The sequence below is a fragment of the Peptostreptococcus anaerobius 653-L genome, assembly GCF_000178095.1.
Taxonomy (GTDB): Bacteria; Bacillota; Clostridia; order Peptostreptococcales; family Peptostreptococcaceae; genus Peptostreptococcus; species Peptostreptococcus anaerobius.
Genome location: NZ_ADJN01000047.1, coordinates 1 through 20,984, shown reverse-complemented (window position 1 = coordinate 20,984; position 20,984 = coordinate 1). Strand labels below are relative to the sequence as shown.

The 20,984-nt window shown below is 36.0% G+C and carries 19 protein-coding genes and 1 riboswitch; of the genes, 1 reads left to right on the top strand and 18 read right to left on the bottom strand.

What is annotated here, in order from left to right; genetic code table 11:
• Window positions 1-12 precede the first annotated feature (12 nt).
• The 4 genes from HMPREF0631_RS05275 to aroD all read right to left on the bottom strand — a co-directional run bounded on the left by HMPREF0631_RS05275 (window position 13) and on the right by aroD (window position 4,946).
• Window positions 13-1,284 carry an MFS transporter gene (locus HMPREF0631_RS05275; RefSeq protein WP_002843902.1) on the bottom strand — a complete coding sequence of 424 codons (1,272 nt, stop codon included), beginning with the start codon at window positions 1,282-1,284 and terminating at the stop codon, window positions 13-15.
• Window positions 1,277-2,578 carry an alkaline phosphatase family protein gene (locus HMPREF0631_RS05270; RefSeq protein WP_002843933.1) on the bottom strand — a complete coding sequence of 434 codons (1,302 nt, stop codon included), beginning with the start codon at window positions 2,576-2,578 and terminating at the stop codon, window positions 1,277-1,279. Before HMPREF0631_RS05270 ends, HMPREF0631_RS05275 begins: the two co-directional genes overlap by 8 nt.
• Window positions 2,579-2,818: 240 nt before the next feature.
• Entirely contained in the window at window positions 2,819-3,181 is a 363-nt protein-coding gene (locus HMPREF0631_RS05265; protein ID WP_002843920.1) for a YbaN family protein, read from the bottom strand.
• A 205-nt stretch (window positions 3,182-3,386) separates the two neighbouring features.
• Window positions 3,387-4,946, bottom strand: a complete 1,560-nt coding sequence (gene aroD, locus HMPREF0631_RS05260; protein ID WP_002843938.1) for a type I 3-dehydroquinate dehydratase — start codon at window positions 4,944-4,946, stop codon at window positions 3,387-3,389.
• A 319-nt stretch (window positions 4,947-5,265) separates the two neighbouring features.
• Between aroD and HMPREF0631_RS05255 the strand changes: the two genes are divergently transcribed.
• Entirely contained in the window at window positions 5,266-6,138 is an 873-nt protein-coding gene (locus HMPREF0631_RS05255) for a diacylglycerol/lipid kinase family protein (RefSeq protein ID WP_330360456.1), read from the top strand.
• Here HMPREF0631_RS05255 and HMPREF0631_RS05250 read toward each other — a convergent pair.
• The 14 genes from HMPREF0631_RS05250 to HMPREF0631_RS05185 form a co-directional block, all read right to left on the bottom strand.
• The gene (locus HMPREF0631_RS05250) at window positions 6,135-6,935 is read right to left on the bottom strand and encodes an SDR family NAD(P)-dependent oxidoreductase (protein ID WP_002843918.1); all 801 of its coding nucleotides are present in this window, start codon (window positions 6,933-6,935) and stop codon (window positions 6,135-6,137) included. The two genes, HMPREF0631_RS05255 and HMPREF0631_RS05250, sit on opposite strands and share 4 nt — an antisense overlap.
• Window positions 6,936-7,044: 109 nt before the next feature.
• On the bottom strand, window positions 7,045-7,509 hold the full coding sequence (ribH, locus tag HMPREF0631_RS05245; protein WP_002843893.1) for a 6,7-dimethyl-8-ribityllumazine synthase: 465 nt from the start codon (window positions 7,507-7,509) through the stop codon (window positions 7,045-7,047).
• Between the two features lie 64 nt (window positions 7,510-7,573).
• Complete coding sequence (locus tag HMPREF0631_RS05240; protein WP_002843888.1) at window positions 7,574-8,779, bottom strand: bifunctional 3,4-dihydroxy-2-butanone-4-phosphate synthase/GTP cyclohydrolase II; 1,206 nt, start codon at window positions 8,777-8,779, stop codon at window positions 7,574-7,576.
• Window positions 8,780-8,946: 167 nt separating this feature from the next.
• A complete protein-coding gene (locus HMPREF0631_RS05235; RefSeq protein ID WP_002843922.1) occupies window positions 8,947-9,615 on the bottom strand; it encodes a riboflavin synthase in 669 nt (222 codons plus the stop codon).
• On the bottom strand, window positions 9,600-10,901 hold the full coding sequence (gene ribD / locus HMPREF0631_RS05230) for a bifunctional diaminohydroxyphosphoribosylaminopyrimidine deaminase/5-amino-6-(5-phosphoribosylamino)uracil reductase RibD (protein WP_002843923.1): 1,302 nt from the start codon (window positions 10,899-10,901) through the stop codon (window positions 9,600-9,602). The genes HMPREF0631_RS05235 and ribD overlap by 16 nt, the downstream gene beginning before the upstream one ends.
• A gap of 134 nt (window positions 10,902-11,035) precedes the next feature.
• Window positions 11,036-11,151, bottom strand: a riboswitch (FMN riboswitch).
• A gap of 71 nt (window positions 11,152-11,222) precedes the next feature.
• Complete coding sequence (locus HMPREF0631_RS05225; protein WP_002843939.1) at window positions 11,223-11,498, bottom strand: hypothetical protein; 276 nt, start codon at window positions 11,496-11,498, stop codon at window positions 11,223-11,225.
• Between the two features lie 98 nt (window positions 11,499-11,596).
• Window positions 11,597-12,361 (bottom strand): hypothetical protein, encoded by a 765-nt coding sequence (locus HMPREF0631_RS05220; RefSeq protein WP_002843914.1) that lies wholly within the window; start codon window positions 12,359-12,361, stop codon window positions 11,597-11,599.
• A gap of 12 nt (window positions 12,362-12,373) precedes the next feature.
• The gene (locus tag HMPREF0631_RS05215) at window positions 12,374-14,581 is read right to left on the bottom strand and encodes a heavy metal translocating P-type ATPase (protein ID WP_002843934.1); all 2,208 of its coding nucleotides are present in this window, start codon (window positions 14,579-14,581) and stop codon (window positions 12,374-12,376) included.
• A 49-nt stretch (window positions 14,582-14,630) separates the two neighbouring features.
• The gene (locus HMPREF0631_RS05210; RefSeq protein ID WP_002843931.1) at window positions 14,631-15,020 is read right to left on the bottom strand and encodes an HMA2 domain-containing protein; all 390 of its coding nucleotides are present in this window, start codon (window positions 15,018-15,020) and stop codon (window positions 14,631-14,633) included.
• Window positions 15,021-15,031: 11 nt separating this feature from the next.
• Window positions 15,032-15,604 (bottom strand): HMA2 domain-containing protein, encoded by a 573-nt coding sequence (locus tag HMPREF0631_RS05205; protein WP_002843921.1) that lies wholly within the window; start codon window positions 15,602-15,604, stop codon window positions 15,032-15,034.
• Window positions 15,605-16,150: 546 nt separating this feature from the next.
• Window positions 16,151-17,227 carry an Ldh family oxidoreductase gene (locus tag HMPREF0631_RS05200; protein ID WP_002843904.1) on the bottom strand — a complete coding sequence of 359 codons (1,077 nt, stop codon included), beginning with the start codon at window positions 17,225-17,227 and terminating at the stop codon, window positions 16,151-16,153.
• 368 nt (window positions 17,228-17,595) lie between these two features.
• Window positions 17,596-18,147, bottom strand: a complete 552-nt coding sequence (locus HMPREF0631_RS05195) for an NADPH-dependent FMN reductase (RefSeq protein ID WP_002843910.1) — start codon at window positions 18,145-18,147, stop codon at window positions 17,596-17,598.
• A 377-nt stretch (window positions 18,148-18,524) separates the two neighbouring features.
• Window positions 18,525-19,448: a thioredoxin-disulfide reductase gene (trxB, locus tag HMPREF0631_RS05190; protein WP_002843916.1), complete on the bottom strand. Its 924-nt coding sequence runs from the start codon at window positions 19,446-19,448 to the stop codon at window positions 18,525-18,527.
• A 207-nt stretch (window positions 19,449-19,655) separates the two neighbouring features.
• Complete coding sequence (locus HMPREF0631_RS05185) at window positions 19,656-20,903, bottom strand: DNA polymerase Y family protein (protein WP_002843946.1); 1,248 nt, start codon at window positions 20,901-20,903, stop codon at window positions 19,656-19,658.
• Window positions 20,904-20,984: the final 81 nt, after the last annotated feature.

Below are 20,984 nucleotides of genomic sequence, written 5' to 3'. Positions count from 1 at the left end.
TCTTTTTTATGTTTATTTTAATTTTCTCATACGAAAGTCGTCTTCTATCCTTGTAGCCCTAATAAATAGAACCGCACCTATTAGGAATAGACCTATCAAGCTCAATACTCCAGACCTTACTTCACCAGTTATCTGAGTTATAGCTGCAACTAAAAATGGTCCCATTATAGCTGCAAACTTACCAAATATATTGTAAAAACCAAAGTATTCATTTGAATTTTCCTTAGGTATCATCTTGGCAAAATATGACCTAGATAGGGCCTGAATTCCTCCCTGCGAGCTGGCAACTAAAAGCGAAAGTATCCAGAACTGTCTAGCATTAGTCATAAAGAAGGCCACTATGCATATCAATATATAAACACATATCCCTACCAAAAGCATTATTTTACCATTAAATTTTTCTGCCAACTTTCCATATATAATTGCAAAAGGAAAGGCCACGAACTGTGTAACTAAAAGTATAACCAAGAGATTAGTTGAAGATATACCTATAGCTGTACCAAAGCTTGCTGCCATCCTAATTATCGTATCTACACCATCAATATAGAAGAAGTAGGCCAATAAAAATACAAATGCCTTTTTATGTCTTTTTATCTTTATAAAAGACTTTATAAAATCATCTACTGTATCTCTAACAGCAAACTTTTTATATGGTTTGCCATGAATCTGCTCTACATTTTTGAGCATTGGAAGTGTGTAGTAAAACCACCATGCCGCTGTAATTACAAATGATCCCTTTGTTGCAAGAGTTACGCTTATAGGTACTACTCCCTTTTGAGCGCCTATGATAAGGGCCATACAGACTATAAATGGTATAGTAGAACCTATATAACCATAGGCATAGCCAAGTGATGATACATTATCCATCCTATCATCAGATGTAACATCTGTTAAGAAAGAATCGTAAAATACATTAGATAGGGAAAAACCTATAAGTGAAATTACATATATTCCCAATAGCGGTATCCATCTTCCATGAGGTACAAAGGCTATCAAGCCAGTAAATATAATTCCAGTAAAAGTGAATATCTTAAAAAACTTCTTTTTAACACCCATATAGTCTGCAAGTCCTCCCATAATAGGCGCCAATACAGCTACTATCAAGGATGCTATTGAATTTGTATAGCCCCAATATGAAGTAGCCAAGTCTTTGGATATACCGGCTTCACCAACGACCGATGTAAAGTATATAGGCAATATAGTCGATAACATAGTCATTGAATATGCCGAGTTAGCCCAATCATACATAATCCAGCTTTTTTCTTTTTTAGTAGTTTTAGTCATTAAAATCCTCCAAAATCTCTTTAATAGGTCTACCATCTGTGTCAAGCATCTTCAGACCCAACATAGATGCGAAAGTCGGTCCTTCATCAACCAAACTCATACTATCTATAAATACACCTGGTTTAATCCCCCTACCAGCTGCAAAAAACACTGTTTCATAATCATTCTTTAAACTTGGATTGTATCCGTGGTTATTGATGCATACTTTTCCACTAGTATATGGTCTAGTCTCTTCAACTTCTATTATAGGTCTATCCTTTACATCATTCATAAAGAAATATCCTTTGGCAGCTTCAAGCATAAACCTACAGTCCACATCTGCCCCTAATTCCCTAGCCTCTTCAGACCTATACACCTTCTCTATTGTTCCAAGCTTTACAAGAGGGTCTATAGCAGCTAGTATCTGGTCATCCCCAACAATTTTATCTGCATAGACATAGGCAGCACCGTCAGCCGATTTTACTACAGCCTTGTAATCCTTTACCATGCCTTGAGAATTCTTTGTTAGCAGTCCTGCCCTCTCCAAAAGGCAGTTTGGATATATATTTGAATGTCCGTCAATACTGCTGTGGTCACCAAGAATCACAATTGTGGATTCATCATAAATTCCAAGTTTTTTAAGCTTTTTGACTATATCACCAAGTCTTTTGTCTAATCTTTCCAAAGCATCGTTAGCCTCTTTAGAGTCAAATCCATACTCATGTCTTTGACAGTCAAGATCTATGTAATGAACCATATTTATATGGGCCTTAAAATTTTCAAGTGAATACAAGAAAGACTCATGAGAAAAATTGTCTAATTCAGGCTCCTTGTGACCATCTCTAAGCTTGCCAAACATCGAATTTAGCTTGTACTGGAAATATGGGCTACCGTTTTTAAGCGATACAAGAATCTGCGACTGCCATTTTCTATTGGCAAATATCTCAGGCATATTGTATTTAATATGCTTGGCACCTGCAGTAACAGGCCAGAATATGGACAGTATGTCATAGCCGGACTTGGCAGCTACATTTTGGAAGGTATCCACCCTTATATCCTTGTCGTGCCAATACCAATCAGGACTCTTCCTATCCATCTGTAGTTTTGTATTATTAATTATTCCATGCCTACTAGGATAGCAACCTGTAGCTATCGAAGTATGAGCACAATATGTAAGGCTAGGGTATACACTGCTCACAGATATACAGCCAGAAGCCTTCTTATAGTATTCACCAAAATTTGGCAAACTCTTCATTTTTTCAATATCCACCTTTGATAGGCCATCAAAAGATAAGATATGTAAGTATCTTTTCATATTATTCTCCTGAAATAAATAACTTTAATCACCGCTCAATGACCCTTATATAAAGGACTAACTAATTGTACAAGTGATCAAGGTCAATCTTTATTTTAAATTGCTATTTTACTTTATTTTATCACTATAAAAAAATAAATTCATCTATTTTTAGTATTTCTTTATATTTGTAACCAATAACAATAAACAGGTATATAATCACTTGGACTATATACCTGTTTATTGTTATATTATTTAGTTCTAAGCTTCTATTGTCTTTATAACCTTCAAGAAATAGTAGTATTTAAAAGCTATTAAAACTGCAATTGTAATTCTCATAGGTAGAATATCATACCTAAAAAATGCAAATAAAAGCATCAGGGATACTGGTATCAATATGGTAAGCTTGGTTTTTAATGTCATAGACCTGTCCCTGTCGAACGATTCTAAATGGTTTTTGTATATTTTACTCGCCTTAAACCACCTATCAAATCTTTCTGAACCCTTGGCAAAAAAGAATGAAGCAAGTAGCAAAAATGGAACTGTCGGTAAAACCGGTAAGGCTATTCCAACCATACCAAGACCAAGTGATATAAAACCTAACACTACATATATGTATCTCATCTATTCCTCCTATTTTAATATAGTAATTCTTAATAAGCTTATCCTAATAAAAATTCGAATCTTATAATTTAATGCAAATCTCATACCCTTGTAAGTCAATATTAAAATCCATACAGATCTTACTAGGATATAATAGGAGTATATCATATTAATATTCGTTATTAATTAAAAATTATTTGTATTTTCTTTTGTATTTTTGGAAATCTTATAGGTTCCTATCTATATAGTCCAATATCTTGAGAGTATCATTGGCATCTAACTGACCTGGTGCTGAATTTTTACCAGCAGTAGCAAAGGTAACTGATGAACCATATACCTGACCAGCAATTCTAGATACTATACCTTCCTTACCCATTGACATAGTAATTATAGGCATACCTATATCCTCTTCATCCAACTGGTAGTTGGCCTCTAGTAAATCAAAGACATTTTTTCTAGACTTTGGCATAATAGCAAGCTTTCCTATGTCCGCTCCTAGATCTTTCATCCTGTACATGATCCTCTTTATCTGGTCTACACTGAGTCCATCTTTAGTATCACCAAATTTGTCTATCTTTAGCATCTGGTCATTACCATCAATATAGTGGTAAGAGCCTACTACAAGCCCACCTAGTTCATGTATATCACCTGCCAAAGATTTGGGCTTCTGGTCATCATTTAGCATTTCAATATCCAAGAGGTCAACATATCCAGATGCTGCTACCATCCTATTTATAGATGAATACTTCTCATAGGTAATATCTACCATGCCACCCTCATGCCTCGTCCTCAATGTAAAGATAAGTGGCATATGGCCTATAATACTTCTCAACTCCTTGAGTGTGGATATCATATCATCAGTACTGTATAAGTCCTCTAGGTAGTCAACCCTCCACTCTATCATGTCTGGTTTAAAACGCTTAAGTATTCGCCTTGCCTCTGCTAGGGTTTCTGAGTATGTATTTTCCAATATTGGTATGCATACTTTTGGCCTTCCCTTACCTATTAGTAGGTTTCTTACCTTGACGAACTTCTTGTCCATCTCTCCTAAAAATCCACTGATTCTTTTGATTGCTTCTTGACCACCAGTCAAAAACATATGGTCAGCAGCATCTATTATCTTTAGCATACAATTTTCATATAGTCTAAGGTACTTTTCAGAATAGTAAATTGGGACCATCTCATCTTCTCTAGAGTGTATTATACATACAGGTCCCTTATATCCTCTCGCCTTTACATATATATCCATATCCTGGGATGATTTTAAGTAGGCTCCACCAACTGCCTTTTTACCATATCCAAGCACTGGTGGTATATTAGCAGGGTCAAACATCTTCTTTATAAATAGACCTGCCCTACAAGATTCTTCCATGATTCCAGATGGTGACAAAAGCACTAGAAAATCTACTTGCTTATTTCTTTTGGCTGCTAGCAAACTCGAAATAACTCCCCCCTGTGAATGACCTATAAGTCCCAGCCTATCCACAAAATCAAGCTTTATTGCATAGTCAAATACAGCTTCTAGGTCTTCAACTTCATTGTATAGGGTCATATCAATAAGCCTTCCGTCACTTGTCCCATGCCCATTAAAGTCAAACCTTATACTTGCAAATCCCATCTCGTTGAGGGATTTTTCAAGGTCTATATAAAAATCCTTACTCATATCCGACATAAGGGCATGGCTGATAATGGCCATAGGATATTTTTTTTGTTCTGTAGGTGGTCTAGTGACTATCCCCCTAATCACCCTCTTATCCACCTTTATTTCAATGTCACTTTGTATCATATCACTCACTCCTCATTCAAGTATTCGGCACAAGCCTAATTTGAATACTCTATATATGCTTTATATATAGTTACACATACTTTATATGTGAACATATTTTATTTCATTATATATTCTAATAGTACCACTCTTTTAAAAATCTTTGTAGCTATAAAATATAATATATAGCATTATATTCAAAAGTCCTATATAATATAGCTTGAGATAGGAAATAAATCATACATATCTATATCGACAAGGAGAAAAATCAAATGCATATATATATACTAGTCCACAAGGGATCTGGATCTTCTAGAGGGACTAAGGTTTTAGCTAAGTTATTGGATGCCTGTTCAAAAAAAATATAGTTACGAGCGTATTTGTCACTGAATACAAGGGCCATGCTATTAGCCTAGTACAGGAAATAGACAGACAAATAGAAAATGACCCCGAAAAAAGATTGGTAGTTATAGGAGGAGATGGTACCCTACATGAAGCCATCAACGGTCTACAGTCAATATCATCTCAGACACCAATTGCCTATCTTTCAGCTGGTACTGGCAATGATTTTAATAGGGCTGTAAAGATACAGACAGAACCAGAACCATTTCTTGATTCCCTAATTAATAGCAAGGAATCAGGCCAACTTGAAATAATAAAATATACAAGCCTAAAAGATGGGTCTATTAACTATGCTGTCAACAGCCTTGGTTTTGGCTTTGACTCGCTAATAGTGCACCTTAGCTCAACTAAGTCTTCAAAGGCATTGCTCAACAAAATAGGTCTTAGCAAGCTTTCCTACCTCCACCATGTAGTTGAGGCTTTTAAGCTACATAGCAAGTTTTCTATGACTGTGATTGAAAATGGAAAGGCTCATAATTTTGACAAGATCATTCTAGCCTCTGTTACCAACCATCCCTACCTCGGTTCTGGTATCAAACTAGACCCCCTATCAAGTCAAAATAACCACGAGATTGGTCTTGTAATTGCCCACCACATCAACCTTCCTGTATTTTTGAGACTACTTACAAAACTAATCAAAAACGCAAGTCATCTTGAATGTACAGATAATGTCAAAAGACTTGGTTCAGACAAGTTTGAAATAGTCTTAAGAGACCCTCAATATATGCAGGTGGATGGTGAGGACAAGGAAAAAGACTGCTACCACATAGAATGTGAACTCACTAGACAAGCATTTTGGTTTACCTACTAATCAGTAGGTGAACCATTTTTCTTTTTTTGCTGTCTACCACATATGTCCACTATGATTTTTCTAGGTAAAAATTTTGAAAAGAATACTGCTGACTTCATTTTACTAGTCGGTACTATAACCTCCTTAGATTTAAACATGGATTCTATAGCGTATTTTGCACAGTACTTAGCTGGTATTCCCTTCAATGAAAAGCTACAGTTTGCAACATCATTGAATTCTGTATCAACAGGTCCTGGGCACAACTGACCTATATACACCTTGCTATTCTTGGCCCTTAGCTCACCTGCTATAGCAGATGTTAGACTAGTCACATAGGCCTTTGTAGCATAATAGGTAGCCATATAAGGACCAGCTGGCATCAGACCAGCACTTGAGGACACATTTAGGATATAACCCTTGTCCTTTTCAAGAAAGACCTTTAGATATTCTTTGGTCAGCATATGAAGACCCTTGATGTTGGTATCTATCATAGCCATCTCTTTTTCTATATCGGTTTGGTCAAAATCTCCCAAGTCTCCAAATCCCGCATTGTTTATCACAACTTCTACATCTAGATTACTAGTCTCTTCTATAAGCCTAGCTATATCACTAGTATTTCTTATATCCATACTCATAATCTTGATATCTAGACCCTTGCTAGGATTTGACCTCAAATCTGCTTCAAGGTCTCTTAGTCTATCCAACCTTCTCGCAAGGAGGATCAATGAATATCCCTTTTGAGCCAGTATTTTGGCAAACTCACTTCCTATGCCCGAACTGGCACCAGTCACTATCGCCCATTTCTTTGAATCTTCCATAATCTATATATCCTTTCATAATTCAAGACTTATTTATGAGTATATAATAACACTAATAATAAAAAAATGGTAGTAGACCAAAGATACTACCACCATTTTAAGATCCTTATTAGAATTCACCCTTTATAAGGTTTATCATCTCAATTGCCCCAACTGCTACATCATATCCCTTGTTACCAGCCTTTGTACCAGCCCTTTCAATAGCCTGTTCGATATTTTCTGTAGTTACAACACCGAACATAACTGGTATTCCAGTTTCAAGTGAAACATGGGCAATCCCCTTTGATACCTCTGCACACACATAGTCATAGTGACTAGTGTTGCCCCTTATTACAGCTCCTAGGCATAATACTGCATCATAGTTTCCTGACTTTGCCATTTTAGATGCTATAAGAGGTATTTCAAATGCCCCCGGTACCCAAGCTAGGTCTATCTTGTCTTCATCTACATCATGTCTCTTTAGGGCATCAACTGCACCAGCTATTAGCTTTGATGTTATAAATTCGTTAAATCTTCCTGCTACTATACCTATTCTTGCCTGCTTTGCTACTAATGAACCTTCTAATACTCTCATCTTTTTATCTCCTCATCTTTTTATATATATTATTGCTCTTATATTATCTAATCTAAATACGTGTCTATTTTTCAAAGTCTAGTAGGTGACCCATCTTGTCCTTCTTTGTATGTAGGTATCTTTCATCATGCTCTGTACAAGCTATCTGAATAGGAACCCTCTCTACTATCTCCATACCATAATCGCTTAGCTGGTATATCTTGTCTGGATTGTTTGTAAGTAGTCTAAGAGTCTTGGCACCCAAGTCCTTTAGGATCTGAGCTCCTGTGTAGTACTCTCTCATATCTCCTTCAAATCCAAGTGCTAGGTTGGCTTCTAATGTATCCAAACCTGTATCCTGTAGGGCATATGCCTTTAGTTTGTTTACTAGGCCTATACCTCTTCCTTCCTGTCTCATGTATAGGAGGATTCCCCTTCCTTCTTCTTGAATCTGTCTCATAGCCGCTGCAAACTGGTCTCCACAGTCACAACGTTCAGAACCAAATACATCACCAGTCAAGCATTCTGAATGAACCCTACACAGTACATCCTTTCCATCTCCTATATCACCCTTTACTAGGGCAACATGGTGCTCTCCATTTATGGTATTTACATAGGCATGGGCTGTAGATTCACCATACTTAGTAGGCATCCTCACTATGCTAGAGCACACAACTAGCTTGTCATGTCTTTTTCTATATTCCTGTATATGCTTTATAGTTGTAAATTTTATGTCGTATTTTTCAGCCATCTCTATAAGGTCTGGAGTTCTCATCATAGTACCGTCAGTCTTCATCACTTCACAGCATAGGCCTACCTCTTTAAGACCAGCTATCTTCAAAAGGTCTACTGTAGCCTCTGTATGGCCATTTCTTACCAAGACACCAGCATCCTTTGCCTTTAGGGGGAACATATGACCTGGTCTTCTAAAGTCTTCTGGTCTTGCTCCTTCCTCTACACACTTTCTAGCTGTAAGACCTCTTTCAACTGCTGATATACCAGTAGTTGTGTCAACATGGTCTATAGACACTGTAAATGCTGTTTCGTGATTGTCTGTATTGTTCGTAACCATCTGAGAAAGTCCTAGCTTTTTACAGTATTCAGCGCTCATAGGCATACATATTAGACCCATACCTTCACGTGCCATAAATGTTACGTTTTCAGTAGTTGCAAATTCAGCTGCACATATTAGGTCTCCCTCATTTTCCCTATCTTCATCATCAGTTACAAGGATCAACTTACCTGCTCTTAAATCTTCTACTACTTCCTCAATTGTGTTAAATTTAAACATATCAAACCTCCAAATATTATAGCTTTACTGATTAATTTATTTTGATTATTCCTTAAAAAGTGCATTTTTTCTAAATTGCATTCTTTAGGACCTAAAAATACATACTTTATTTTGGTTTTAAAAAACATACTTTATTTTGTCCCTAAAAACCATCCTTTATTTTGTTCCTAAAATCCATGTTTCAACAAAAAGTCTTCTGTTATTCTGGATTGCTTGCCTTCTGTTTGACCCATCTCGTCTTCAAACTTCTTTAGGCCCAAGAGTTTCTCGACATACTTTCCTATGCAGTCGTTTTCTAGATTTACGATATCCCCTAGACCCTTGTAGGCCAGTATTGTATTTGCCAGAGTATGGGGTATAATAGATACCGAAAAGTCCCTGTCGCTTATCCTTGCAACTGTAAGGCTGATTCCATCTATAGTTATAGACCCTTTTTCTATTATATACTTTAGTATATTTTGTCCTGCTTCAATCTTATACCAGATGGCATTGTCATCTTTTTTTATATCTACAATCCTTCCTGTTCCATCTATATGGCCAGATACTATATGACCTCCAAACCTTCCATCTGCTGGCATGGCCCTTTCCATATTGACCTTGGAGCCAATCTTAAGTGATGATAATGATGACCTATCAAGGGTTTCATGCATGACATCTACCGAAAATTCACTCCTAGTGAACTCAGTCACTGTCAGGCATACTCCATTGACAGCTATTGAATCCCCTAGTCTTACATCTTCCATTATCTTTTTTGCAGCTATTGTAAGTACAGCAGACTTTTGTCCCTTGCTAATCTTTTTGATGCTGCCTATTTCTTCAACTATCCCTGTGAACATTTCACTAAATCCCCCTCTAGCAATATATCCTTGCCTACACTATCAAATTCAATATTTTCAAGCATATAGGCATCTTCTGGCAAGTCTACTCCTATACCTCCGATTGGACTCTTGGCCTTTTCTCCACCGAATATCTTTGGTCCTATATAGGCCTGGACCCTGTCTACTATACCTGACTCTAGGGCAGAAAAATTAAGCTGACTCCCACCCTCTAAAAGTATGGAATCTATCCCCATTTGTCCCAGTATTTCCACAAGGTCCTCTAGGTCTACTACAAACCTCTCGCCCTGTCTTTCTTGATATACTTGGTACTCCTGGTATTTATGACCATCTTGGTCCATCTGTATTTCTTGTCCTATCTGTACTTGCTTTTTCCCTATGGACCTGTAGAGTTTTTTCTTGGTTTTTATGACAATACAATCCCTGTCTTCATAGGCTCTTATCTTTTCCATATCTTCAGAAATTGTAAATATAATCGTTTTTATATCCTTGGCACTAGTTACTATTTTTGAATTAAATGGAGTTCTTAGGCTAGAATCCACAACTACCCTTATAGGATTTCTTAAACCCTCTATAGAGTAGTCTTTTTTTATCTTGTCAAACCCATCAAAGTCTTCAAGCCTACAGTTAAGACTTGGGTCATCAGCCAAGACTGTACCCACACCCACCATAATAGCCATATTTCTCAACCTGTCTAGGTGAACCCTCCTTCTGGCATCATGGCCTGTAATCCACTTTGACTTTCCTGTATGGGTTGCTAGCTTGCCATCCATTGTCATAGCATACTTCATAGTTACTAGCGGTCTTTTATTTATTATATAATGCCTAAATATCCTGTTTTGCCTGTCAGCTTCATCCTTCAACACTCCGATATCAACCTCTATACCAACCTCTTCTAGTATTTTGACTCCCTTGCCGGCAACTAGTGGGTTTGGATCAAGAGATGCTACAACAACTCTTTTTATCTTGTTTTCTATGATGGCTTCTGTACAAGGCGGTGTCTTACCATAATGACAACAAGGCTCTAGGGTAACGTACATTGTTGCCCCCTCTATTGTAAGGTTTGGGTCATTAATCGCCCTATTTTTGTAGTCCTTGATGGCATTTCTCTCAGCGTGTAGTCCTCCATACTTTTCATGATAACCTTTGCCTATAATCTGGTCATCCTTGACAATCACAGCTCCTACCAAAGGATTGGGACTCACTCTAGCAATCCCTCTCTTAGCTAAATCCAAGGCTATTTTCATGTAGTGCTGGTCTTTTTCTAACCTGTCTATTTCCTGCAAAATATCACCTTCTCAAAATAAAATAACCCCAAACCGTATATGCGATTCAGGGCTCATTGATAATCCTAAACTATTATCAGAAAAATTAAAGCTCTGAAATGAAAACATTCCAGAGCTTAGATATTACATAAATTCACTATCTTCTTTCATCCAGACTTTACTGTCGGCTTTGGAATCTCACCAAATCATGCCATAATGGCTCGCGGGCTATACCGCCGGTAGGGAATCTCACCCTGCCCTGAAGACTTTTATTAACTTTTACAATACTAAATTAACATATTTAATTTTTATTGTCAAGTCATTCATCCTAATTACTTGTTACTAATTTTCTTCGTCGTCAGTTGATACTACTACAACACCTGTTAAGTCTTTTTCAGCTATTATATCATCAATAGTTTCTCTAGCTTCCATCAACTTTTCTAATGACATTGAGTAGTAGTCATTTGATGTCTTAGTGTCTATATTGAATCCGTGGTCATTCAAAAATGCATTTACAGCATCCTCGTTCTTCTTATAAACTACGTATCCCGCTGCACACACTCCAACACCTATAGCTATTCCCTTTACTAATTCTGTATTTCTTCTCCATTCAAACATAGTATTACCTCCTAATTATTAGTTATATAAATCACTAGGCTCATGCCCAATTATTATCTTTTTATGTCTTTTGCTGTCTATTTCTCTTATATATTTTATTATATCCTTGATAGACTCTTTTTCATATTTACATTTTGGTACATATCAAAGCAAGACTCTATAAACTGATTATAGAACATAGACTTGTTTTCCTCTTCGCATATAGTCATCTTGCCATTTCTAGAGACTGCGTTCATCATTACAGACCTACGTCTCTTAGTTAATATATGACGTCCAAACGTCAACAACCAAGCAATTGCAGGTGAATAAAGTCCTGTAGTGGTATTTGTAGCTGTACCCTTGTTGATAGAGTTAAACAAGTACATAATAGACATTACTTCAGGGTCAAAGGCACCATTTTCATTAAGTTCCTTGTAACCGTGCTCAAATATAGCTCCCATTGTAGTAACTAAGGCTGACCATCTTACGAAGCTCTTATACCTAGATCCAGTACCTATTCCCATAAGATTGATTCCTAGGTCTAGAATGATAAATGCCATAGATACAGCAGAGCTATATCCAAGTCCTGCCCTCTTGCCTATCTTGTAATTGACCTTTACTCTTGTTATAGACATATCCCTTGAATATTCTCCACAAAAGTTTAATATCAACTTGTTTAGGTCTGTACGCTCGTGGTCATACTCCAATACAAATGTATTAGTTATACTATTATAAGACCCACTTGTAATATTTGACTCATTTTTTATATTGTTTAAGATCTTGAGAGGGTCATTAGAAGAACCGTCAACCCTTAACCTCAATCTACCAGGTATGGAAAAAACTACATCTACTTCTCTATACTCTGATTTCTTTATTTTTTTCATTGGCTACCTCCACTATTCTAAGTAATTAGATTGCATATTATAGAAGAGCATCCTAACTGAGTTACCAACCACAAAGATTGTACTCATATTGTGCATTACAGCTGACCAAAATACTGATATATTGCTGACTGCACCTAGGACCAAGCCGACTGTATTTATACCTACAACCAAGGCGAAATTCTGTTTTACAACTTCCATTGTCTTATTTGATAGGTCTATAACCTTTGGTATCATTAGAGGGTCATCTGAGTTGATCACTATGTCTGATGTTTCCATAGCTACATCTGTAGACTTTGACCCAAGAGATATACCGACATTTGCATAGGATAGAGCTGGTGCATCATTAATACCGTCTCCAACCATTATCACACCTGTACCCTCAGACTTCATCTTTAAGATCTCATTGGCCTTATCTTCAGGCAATAGTTCATACCTAAAGCTATCTGCATTGACCTTGTTGGCTACTTCCTGAGCCTGTTTTTTCATGTCTCCAGTAAGGATTACAACCTCGTTTATACCATTAGACCTCATCATATTTATGGACCTCTTGATATGGTTTCTAGGCTTGTCATAGGCTGAGATAACACCTATAAATTCATCCCCATAAGATACGAATATAGGAGTTGCTCCATTTGCAAATTCTATAGATTCGTAGCTTGGTTCTATGCCGTTTTCATTCATAAATTTAAGGTTACCTACCCTGACTATCTTGTCATCTACGCTTGTATATGTACCCCTGCCGACAGCTGTTTCTATAGCAGTGTGAATAGGTATATCTACACCTAGTAGCTTACCGTATTCTAGTACACAGTAGGATAGTGGATGTGAAGAAGATTCCTCTGCTGCACACGCCAACCTTACTAGGTCTTTTTCGCTGTAGTTTTCATTTTCTATATGTACGCCCTTTATCCTAGGCTTACCTTCAGTTATTGTACCAGTCTTATCAAGTACAATAGTATCTGTCATGCTCAGCTGCTCTATAAAAGCTCCTCCCTTTATCAATACCCCATTTTTTACAGAGTTATTAATTGCTGCAGAAAAAGCTGTAGCCGTAGAAAGCTTTATGCCACATGAGTAGTCTATAACAAGCATATTAAGAGCCTTTGTTGTAGACCTAGTAGCACCGTAGACAACTATACTAAGAAGTAGGTTTAATGGCACCAAATAGTTTGAAAACTTGTCTGCATACTTCTGTATCGGTGCTTGCTGGTTGGCACTGTTTTCAACTAGGTCTATAATCCTAGATATTACAGTATCATCGCCTACCTTTTCAGCCCTAACAGTTATAGTACCGTTTTTGATCAGTCCACCTGCAAAGACCTTCTCTCCTTCTTTTTTGATGACAGGCATATACTCACCTGACACTGAACTCAAGTCAACTATGGCCTCGCCTGATACTATCTCACCATCGACACATATCTTCTCACCAGCATGGATGACTACCTTGTCGTCTTTTCTTAGCTTGTCAACTCCACACTGTTCTATCTTTCCATCCTCATTTAGTTTCCATGCAGTATCTTCTTCAACACTCAGTAGCTTCTTGATTGAGTTTCTAGTCCTCTCAACAGTATATGAAGTCATAAACTCCGCTATATCAGACAGGGCTATTATTGTAAGGGCTGATATTGAATTGCCCAACATTATACTTGCAACAATTGAAGTTACTGTCAAAAAGTCAGCATTAGGTCTCTTTGTCTCAACTAATCCATCCCATGATGTCTTTAGGAGTGGAGACGTCAGAGCTAGTGATGTCAATGCTGGCACTGTCGTAAAGTTAGCTAGCCTAGACATAGGATATAGTGGTAATCTTGCAGATGGCAGGAGTCTGGTTCCAAGTATTACCCCTCCATTTATCAAGAGCCTAACCAATAGCTTTCTAGATGACTCATTTACATTTTCATACTTTCCTGCACCCTCTATCATCTTAGACTCAATATAGCCCTTATATACCTCAAGAGAGTACTTAGCTACTATGTTATTTATTACATCTATTACTTCATCAATTTCTACATTTTTACTGCTGTCATATTCTACTAAAATCGTCTCTGTAATAGAATTTATCTTTACATATTTCACATAGTATACATCATATATATCTTCCATCAATTGATTGTAATGGCTAGTTATATGACATATTCCCCTATATCTTAGTCTTATTCTTCCACTTATAGCTGCTAGGTTTTCACATTTTAACTTGAAAGATCTGTTTCCCATATTCATCAAGTATCTTCCCTCCTTTCAAATAGAACATATTATTTTTGACGCCAAATTATTTAAAATCATGTTTTGACCTATAGGCATCTAAGACTGAGAATAGTATATCCACTATTTCCTTCTCACTCTTTCCGTCCAAGTTCTTTATTAGTCCCATATTATCATTTACAAGTTTCTTTATAAGGTCCAAATAAGCAAGTATTTCTGAAGACGTCAACTTGTACTTGTCATACTCTATCAGAACAGTTCCCGTTACAAAGTTAAAAGTCACCTTATCAATACCATCCAGCCTCTTTATGACCTGAATTCCGTACTGCTGATATTGTTGAGTCTCCTTTGGTAATTTCTTGTAATGGGCAACCTTCAACCTCATCCTACCTGGTAGGTCTGAGACTAGGTCAAACTTAAAAAATAAATTAAACATAGCTGTTTTTATATTAAACATAAATATCTCCTTTATAGTAGTACCTGTGATCCCCACCAGAATAGATTTGCAGCTCCTGGTGCACAATTACCACGATTCTTCCTATAATCCTTTATACCGTAGATAACAAATATAGTGGCTACAAGTGTCTTAAGGTCCAAAATTCCATTTGTAAAGTCATAGATAGCATTATTCGCTGTATCAAGTAACTTTGAACCTTCAGCCCTCATGCGTGATACTCTCTTTTCAAGTATAGTCTTATCTATACCCAATAATTTTATTATCGCACCTTCTAAAGTATTAGGATCTAAGTTTTCGTGGTCGTACTCTACCAAGACAGTCGCTGTTACAAGATTGACCTTACAAGATTTTATTACTGGTATCTTACCCATCTGTTCAACAAGGTCATTTGCTGCCTCTATATTACTTTCTAGGCTTGGAACATAAAACCTAACCCTACCAGGTATTGAGCTCTTTACTTCTATTGCATGCTTAAAAGATGGAAGCGACAACCTATTTTTATTTTTTTTCTTGCCAGCCTTAGATGCCAGATTAGCTAAAATTAATCCCAAATACACTATGTGTAATCTGTTATTAAATACCATATCCACTACCTCCTCTGTTATTAATAAATTTAATACTTTATAATGTTTATATATAATTATAGCATATTTAATTCTCAATTACAAATAAAATTTTCATAAAAATATCGATTTTTCAATGTTTTATATTCTCAATTGTTTTGACTTAGAGCTTGGTTCCCTTCCATTAGGCTACTGCTCTATTACAATAGGCCAACCTACTGCCATTCATTTTATATTGACTAATCAATCTATATGGTAAATATTTCCCATATAAAATTATTATAATAATTTTAACATTATTATAGGTCTTTTACTATATTCCTATATAAGATTATTATAATAATTATAACATTATTATAAGTCTTTTGCTATAAAAGTATGCTCTTTTAATAGTTAAATCACTAAAACTTATAATGCTATACCATAAAAAGGGAGACTCACATTTATGTTATAAAATGCAAGGTCTCCCGTATATCATTATCTAATTGTATTCAACTAATCAAAATAGTTTAATCAAGATAGTTTAATCAGGTTAGGCTCTAATTAATTTTGCTATTAATGATCTGGCTATGCATCAATTCCAAAATCCATACCCAACTGATTTGCAAGGTTCTTCATTTCTTCTATAGTCTTTGGTAATATTGGGACACCTGACTTTTTATATGCTTCTTCCTTTTCAGCTTCTTTTTCACCATGAGTGTATATTCTGTCTTGGCCATAAGCCTTTTCAGAATCTCTCAATTCCTGTAGGTAAGTAGACCACTTTTCAGTGATAGCTTCTGGATCACCGAATACTTTTGGATCAATTGCCATGAAATAGTGGCAAACTCCCATTATACCATCTTCTTCAGTATGATTTGATGTAACACCGTTTGATAGGACACCAGTTAAGAACTCAACCAATAAAGAGAATCCATATCCCTTATGACTACCAAATAACTGGCTTGATCCACCAACTGGATGCATACCACCTTCTCTGTTCATAACATTATCAAATAAGTGCTGAGGATTTACCTCATCCTTACCTTCTTCATTTACTCCCCAACCTACTGGAAGATCTACGCCTTTTTTATTTCTAACTTCAACCTTACCTAAAGCTGCTACTGATGTTGCAACATCAAAGTAGAATGTATTTGGCTTTGCTGGTATTGATACAGCTATAGGATTAGTACCCATCATAGGCTTTCTACCAAAAGTAGGAACTACAACAGGGAATGAGTTTGTCATTGATATACCTATCATTCCTTGTTCAGAAGCCATATTACTGTAATAACCTGCTATTCCATAATGGTTAGAATTTCTTACAGTAACCATTCCTATTCCAGATTTCTTTGCCTTTTCTATAGCTATGTCCATCGCATACTTTGATACAACCTGACCCATAGCCCTATTTCCATCAACAACTGCAGATATACCTGTTTCAAATGCTACAGATGGCTGTGCACCAACCTCTATATATCCCTTCTGTATATGCTGACGATACATTTCAAGTCTCTGAGAACCATGAGTTTCTATACCATACATATCAGCTGCTACCAAAACATCAGTAATAGTCTTTGAGTCTTGTTCATTAAAACCATACTTTTTAAAGGCTCTTTCACAATAAGACCTTAACTGTTCTTCTTTTACATAAACTGCTTCCATATTTTCAACTCCTCTTTTTACAATTTACCCAATCACAAAAATATTATATCACAAGAAAAAAACACCAACAATATTATCAAATAAATTACATAATAATATTTTTCACTTGCAAATAAGTAATTTTAATATCCTCAATAAAAAAAATAAAAAGAGGCTATATACTAGTTATATAGTAAATATAAACCATATAATAACCTCTCAAAATTTTTGTTTTTTTCAGTATTTTAAATAATAGTTTGACTGTCTTTCTCTTTGATAAGTCATAATGCCACTGGCATCCCATACCTACTTTGGCATATTCAATTACTATACAATCAAAGAAAAAATACCTAGCCTAAATTGGCCAGGTATTGTAGTTTTTTATTTTATTATACTAAGAAGGCTAGTAAGTCTTCAACCTGCTTGTCCAATTGCTTTATCTGATCATCAGAAAAAGTTATAACATTTGTTGCCCATGCTTCCGGATTGGCAGCAAGTCCAACTGAGTTGTCTAAAACATCTGTACGAATGAACTTTAAGAGTTCTTTTGTCTTTTCTAGAACTCCCTGTACATATCCCGATCCACCTATGCCAGATACAGCTACCTTCTTGTCTCCTATAGCTGAAGCGCCTGCCGGGTTAGTCTGGTCAAGTGATCTAGAGGCCCAGTCTATAATATTCTTTAGAACTGATGAATAACTTCCATTGTACTCAGGTGTAAAGAACCATATTCCATCAGCAGCCTTTATTTCATCTCTAATCCTAGATACACTAGATGGAGCTGGATACTCTATATCCTGATTAAAAAATGGAACATCACTATATTCTAGGAAAGACACTTTTGCCTTGTCTCCCAATATTTCTTTTACCTTATTTGCTAACTGTCTATTAAAAGACTCCTTACGTAATGATCCTACTACGAACAATAATTTTTTTGACATAATTTTTCTCCTTATCTTAATTGAATTTCTTTATTCAAATATAACCAAATTTTAGTTTTAATTTTCCGAATTTTTATATTACTATATAGATACCCTTTGATAATATATTCAAACATTTAAATGTAACTTTTATTTTTACATTTAAATCATAAATATTCAGCACTTGTTTTTTAGATTGTTCTAAACCACTTACATTATATCTATAATCATTCTAGCTAAAAAATTGCTTATACAAACAACTCAAAATAATGTAAAAAGCCCACGAACCAATTTGCAGTTTGATTCGTGGGCTTGAAATTTTAATTAATTTTGGTTTACTGTTTATATACCCTACTATAGATAGTCTAAACAACAAATTTTCTTAAATATGTTAAGAATTAATGTTCTAATATATATTTTTCTGCAGCATGTACCGCTATGGCACCATCTGCAGCTGCAGTTATAACCTGTCTTAGAGACTTGACTCTTATATCACCGACAGCATATATACCTGGCTGACTAGTCTCGCAGTTTTCATTGGCTACAATATATCCCTTATCTAATTCTACCATCCCCTCAACTAGACTTGACTGAGGTATTCCGCCTATAGCTACAAACAGACCATCTAAATCTATCTGTCTCTCTGAACCATCAGTCTTATCAACAGTTATAACTCCTGTTAACTTGTCATCTCCTAGTATTTCCTTGATAGTAGAGTTCCAAACAATCTCAACATTAGACTCCTTTATCCTTGTCTGAAGAGTCTTGTTGGCTCTTAGCTCATCTCTTCTATGGATTAGGTATACCTTTGAAGCTATTCTAGATAGGTATAGGGCATCTTCAACAGCAGTATCTCCACCACCATTTACCGCTACTACCTTGTTTCTATAAAATCCACCATCACAGATAGCACAATAACCAAGACCTCTTCCTGTAAACTTGTCTTCCTTATCAAGACCTAACTTTCTTGGAGTAGAACCCATAGATAGGATTACTGCCTTAGTATATATCTCGTCTCCTCCTGTTAGAGTAAGCTTCTTTATTCCGTCTTCTTCAATATCTATCTTTTCTACACCCTTATAATCTATCTTTGCACCAAACTTCTTTGCATGCTCTAACATCAAGTTGGATAGTTCAACACCGTTTGTGTCTGGTAGGGCTGGATAATTCTCTATTTCAGCAGTTGAAACCATCTGACCACCGTGGAAGTTTTTTTCTAGGATAAGAGTCTTCAATTCTGCTCTACCTCCATATACACCAGCTGTCATACCACCTGGACCACCACCTATTATAACTATATCTTGTACCTGTCTTTCGCTCATTTTGTCCTCCTTAATTTTACTATTTAATACTTAATTCTTAAATTGGTTCTTTATTTTCTAAGATCCCTATATTCAATAGTAGTATACACATATCGTCAATATAATACTATATACGTCTATTCCTATTTATATAATTATTATACCATTAATGATAGAATATAAACATAGAGTGACTTTATTGTAATCAAAAATATGGCTAACTATAAATTATAGGTATACTATGCCATTCTTTTTGTTTTTGGAGGTACCACCCTCCATATGGGATATATTCCCACACAAAAATCCTGCCCTTTTTATTGAATCCTCTCCATACTTGTCCCTGATATCATCTATAGCAGAATATAGGAGGATTTCTTTAGACTTATTTTCCTCAAACAAGGATAACTGCATATGGTCATCCTTAGACACCTTGGCAAGACTTACTCCTATGTGTCTAATAGGAACATTGTCCCAAATATCCAAAAATATCTGACAGGCACATTCATAAATCTTGCTGACACAATCAGTCTTATAAACTAGTTTCTTCTGACTTGACTTCCTATTAAAATTCATATCTACAAGTTCTATGGATACAAGGCCCGCCTTTAGCTTTTTGTGTCTGAGCCTAGCACAAACAGTCTCAGTAAGCGATAGTATTAGGTGTCTGGCATTTTCATAATCGCATATATCATAGGATGTCGTTGTTGAGTTACCTATAGACTTGTCTTTTTGCTTTATATGAAAAAAATCATATCCATCCAATCCATTAGCATGTCTATGGATAATCAAGCCTTGTTTTTTAAGATGTCTATATACAAATTTTTCTTCAAGAGTGGCCAAATCGCCTATAGTATACACACCTAATCTCTTCAACTTGTTGCTAGTTTTTCTGCCTACAAAGAATAGATTATTTATAGGAAGAGGCCACATTTTTTCTTGAATTTCATTCCTATACATAATATGAGTCTTGTCAGGCTTGGAAAAATCCCCCGCCATCTTGGCCAATACCATACTATCTGATACACCTACATTAACTGTAAATCCCAAATCTTCTTTCATCCTATGTCTTATCAAATCAGCAGCAAAACATGGCTCTCCAAAAAGCCTCTCCATACCAGTCATGTCCACGAAAGCTTCATCTATGGAGTACTGATAAACATCTGGGGAAAATTCCTTAAGTAGGCCTATCATATTTTTAGAACACTCTATATAAAGGTCAAAGTCAGCAGGATAGACCTTTAGATGGGGACACTTCCTAAAAGCAGTGCATAAGTTTTCACCAGTCTTTATACCAAAATCCTTGGCAGGTGAACTCTTTGCAAGAACTATTCCGCTCCTCCTATTGGGGTCCCCTCCTATAACAGATGGTATTTGTCTTATATCCTGAGATTTTGGGTCAATTTTCAACCTTCTTACAGCTTCCCAACTGAGATAGGCTGAATTCACATCAACATGAAAAAATACCTTTTTTTCCATAAAGCCCCCTTTCTAAGAACATATGTTCTTTTTTAAAGTATAGCACATACCAGCTCTTATATCAAGGTCTGCAAAAATGGT

Excerpts from the sequence above, each read along its gene's own strand:
- HMPREF0631_RS05235 (WP_002843922.1), bottom strand. The coding sequence starts at position 9,615 with ATGTTCACAGGGATAGTTGAAGAAATAGGCAGCATCAAAAAGATTAGC.
- HMPREF0631_RS05270 (WP_002843933.1), bottom strand. The coding sequence starts at position 2,578 with ATGAAAAGATACTTACATATCTTATCTTTTGATGGCCTATCAAAGGTG.
- HMPREF0631_RS05225 (WP_002843939.1), bottom strand. The coding sequence starts at position 11,498 with ATGTTTGAATGGAGAAGAAATACAGAATTAGTAAAGGGAATAGCTATA.
- HMPREF0631_RS05205 (WP_002843921.1), bottom strand. The coding sequence starts at position 15,604 with ATGGTATTTAATAACAGATTACACATAGTGTATTTGGGATTAATTTTA.
- ribH (WP_002843893.1), bottom strand. The coding sequence starts at position 7,509 with ATGAGAGTATTAGAAGGTTCATTAGTAGCAAAGCAGGCAAGAATAGGT.
- trxB (WP_002843916.1), bottom strand. The coding sequence starts at position 19,448 with ATGAGCGAAAGACAGGTACAAGATATAGTTATAATAGGTGGTGGTCCA.
- HMPREF0631_RS05215 (WP_002843934.1), bottom strand. The coding sequence starts at position 14,581 with ATGAATATGGGAAACAGATCTTTCAAGTTAAAATGTGAAAACCTAGCA.
- HMPREF0631_RS05220 (WP_002843914.1), bottom strand. The coding sequence starts at position 12,361 with ATGAAAAAAATAAAGAAATCAGAGTATAGAGAAGTAGATGTAGTTTTT.
- HMPREF0631_RS05210 (WP_002843931.1), bottom strand. The coding sequence starts at position 15,020 with ATGTTTAATATAAAAACAGCTATGTTTAATTTATTTTTTAAGTTTGAC.
- HMPREF0631_RS05195 (WP_002843910.1), bottom strand. The coding sequence starts at position 18,147 with ATGTCAAAAAAATTATTGTTCGTAGTAGGATCATTACGTAAGGAGTCT.
- aroD (WP_002843938.1), bottom strand. The coding sequence starts at position 4,946 with ATGATACAAAGTGACATTGAAATAAAGGTGGATAAGAGGGTGATTAGG.
- HMPREF0631_RS05265 (WP_002843920.1), bottom strand. The coding sequence starts at position 3,181 with ATGAGATACATATATGTAGTGTTAGGTTTTATATCACTTGGTCTTGGT.
- HMPREF0631_RS05275 (WP_002843902.1), bottom strand. The coding sequence starts at position 1,284 with ATGACTAAAACTACTAAAAAAGAAAAAAGCTGGATTATGTATGATTGG.
- HMPREF0631_RS05200 (WP_002843904.1), bottom strand. The coding sequence starts at position 17,227 with ATGGAAGCAGTTTATGTAAAAGAAGAACAGTTAAGGTCTTATTGTGAA.
- HMPREF0631_RS05250 (WP_002843918.1), bottom strand. The coding sequence starts at position 6,935 with ATGGAAGATTCAAAGAAATGGGCGATAGTGACTGGTGCCAGTTCGGGC.
- HMPREF0631_RS05185 (WP_002843946.1), bottom strand. The coding sequence starts at position 20,903 with ATGGAAAAAAAGGTATTTTTTCATGTTGATGTGAATTCAGCCTATCTC.
- HMPREF0631_RS05240 (WP_002843888.1), bottom strand. The coding sequence starts at position 8,779 with ATGTTTAAATTTAACACAATTGAGGAAGTAGTAGAAGATTTAAGAGCA.